The sequence below is a fragment of the Specibacter sp. NPDC078692 genome (genome assembly GCF_040686835.1).
Taxonomy (GTDB): Bacteria; Actinomycetota; Actinomycetes; order Actinomycetales; family Micrococcaceae; genus Specibacter.
Map to the genome: position 1 here is coordinate 1 of NZ_JBFBLV010000065.1, position 2303 is coordinate 2303.

The following is a 2303-nucleotide window of genomic DNA, read 5'->3' on the forward strand; positions in this document are numbered from 1 at the left end:
CCCGCGAATACGGCATCAGCCGCGAAACCGTCTACCAATACATCCGCCCAAAGCCCCTAGATTGCCCCTGAAGACACCTTCAGGAGTACTGGGCCGTTAATGATGAAGAAGCCATCGAAGGGCACTAGCTCTACGTACCAGCGGGTTGGCTTGGCCAGCCCCGCCCAGTCTGATGGATCTGCTGGCGCGCCTGGGGCCGGGCGGTAGATAGCATCAAACTTCAGGAACGTTCCGTTCTCTGTGGCACTGGAGGAGATTTCCTTGAGTAGTTCAAAGCGTCCCTTATTCCCTTGACCTTCGGTGCTGGTATCTACGGCATGGCGCAGGGACTGGGCAGTGAGCTCCTGCTGCCCAGCGTAGTAGTTCTGCCATGCAACGTCGCTGTGCGTTGTGAAGATTGTTTGTGAGTAGGCAATCCGGCCCTGCTCGGCCAACCCGTCCAAACATGCGTCCGGTACGGTACCCGCTGTGTCGGCCCAGTCCCTGAGTACATCTGTTCCCGCATTCACCCATGAGCTGTAGGACTTCAAGACGTTGTCGATTGATTCCGTGGGGCTGCCTTGCGGAATTCTTACCGCTTTGATCGAGTCTGCAGGCAGTATGGGACAGCTGGCGTCAAGGACTGATTCCGGAGATTGGCTTGCCGTGGGCAACGGCAACTGCGGGTCGGGAGTGCATCCGCCCAGTCCGCCCATCAGCGCAAGTCCGAGCGCCGCCGTCGTGATTGTCCTGCAGAATCTACCCACGATAATTCCCCCAATACTGTGCCGACTCGTTTGGTCGACGCGGACCAGTCTAGTGTCTGGAGGCAGCCTTAGACGACGGGATTCAGTGGCGCCGAACGCGCGGCTATAGATGCCAAATGTCCTGTCTCATCCACGTTGAAGCACGGAAACCCCGCAGGCTGGCCGGCGGCCGTCGTCACGGAAGGGAAACCTCTACCGGGTGCAAGAAGCTGCTCAGGCGGTGCGCACGGACAGGTGCACGTCTACCGCAACTCCGAGTCCTTTGCCGAGGGTCTTTCGCAAGGCCAACCGGATGGGCATCGTGTGGATGCCACCGCCAACGGGCAACATGGAGGCGGGCAAATTGGAGGTATCTGTCAGGCTCGGGCTCCTGATGGAAGGAAGTAGGGGACGAGGATGCTCATTGAGACGCTTGTTCTAGCTTTCGTACAAATGTGGCGGCACCTTCACCTGAGAAATCTTCCTTATGGGCGGGGCGACCCGAGATAGCCATGAGAAGTGCCAACGAGGTTCCTTTGACCTCTGAGCCAGAACCGTGCTCAAACCCTGAATCGGACGCCTGCAGACGAAATCCAGCTGCGCGTTCCTTGCCGCCGCCCATAGAACCGCCGGTTTTGAGTTGATATCGCAAGGCCGCGTCGATCGACTCACTCGGGTAGGAGCGCAAAAGCCCCAGGGGACGCCGAATGTCCTCACCATGCACGATTGCTTCGACGAGTCGAGTTGCTAGAGCAGCAGGCGGCGTCTTGGTCGCTTCGCGTACACGGCGGAACTCAGTCAGGGTCGATTCCGGGGTCGCGGCACGCTCCCTGGTGATGCCGTTTGCGTTGTCTTTGTCGAAATCGAACTTCGCGGCGATCAGCCGACGGAGAAAGCTGAGGCGGGTTGTCTTCGCGGAATCCACGAGATGAGCTACGACGTCGTGAATGTCCCAGCCGGGGCAGAGCGAGGGCTGGGCCCATTGCTCTGGGGTGAGCGACTCAAGTTCTCTAATGAGGGCATCGCGTTCGTTGTGAACGGCTGGCCACACTGCGGTCGAAGGTCGGGAAGGCATGGGTCAATGTAACCACGCTATACGACCGGCCAACTAGTACCGATACGCGACAGGGACGACCAATAGGTGTATCTCGCGGCAGTGGCTCAGCGTGCGCGATCGATAACAATGCCGGTGCCATCAGCCTGCACGGCAAAGCAGTCAGGTACACGGGTTGTCTGGGGGAGTGCTGCCGGAGGAGTAATCCTAAAGGGTTGCGAGGCCACATCTGTTACGTCTAGAACAAAGTCGAATCGCATCAGCTGGTCACGTTCGCGCCAAGATCCGAATCCGACATGTCACTGGTTCGTGGCACACCACCACTGACCCGCAAAATCATGGTGTCCTTTGTAAGCTGCGGGACGTCGGATCGAGAGAAAGCGTTCGAAGGGGATCATCCACGAATCGGCAAGATGACTGGTGATAGGGCTGTCCTGTCTCATTTAAGTTGAAGCACGAAACCCCCGGAATCTAGAGGGTTGTCTCATCCATGATGAAGCAGATTAATTGCGCTTGTCTCACTT

General features: G+C 58.1%; 2 protein-coding genes. Both read right to left on the reverse strand.

The annotated features are described in order from the left end of the window. Positions 1-56 precede the first annotated feature (56 nt). A complete protein-coding gene (locus tag AB0O97_RS20190; RefSeq protein WP_363885050.1) occupies positions 57-509 on the reverse strand; it encodes a hypothetical protein in 453 nt (150 codons plus the stop codon). Positions 510-1146: 637 nt separating this feature from the next. Beyond that, positions 1147-1800, reverse strand: a complete 654-nt coding sequence (locus AB0O97_RS20195) for a maleylpyruvate isomerase family mycothiol-dependent enzyme (protein WP_363840674.1) — start codon at positions 1798-1800, stop codon at positions 1147-1149. Positions 1801-2303 lie beyond the last annotated feature (503 nt).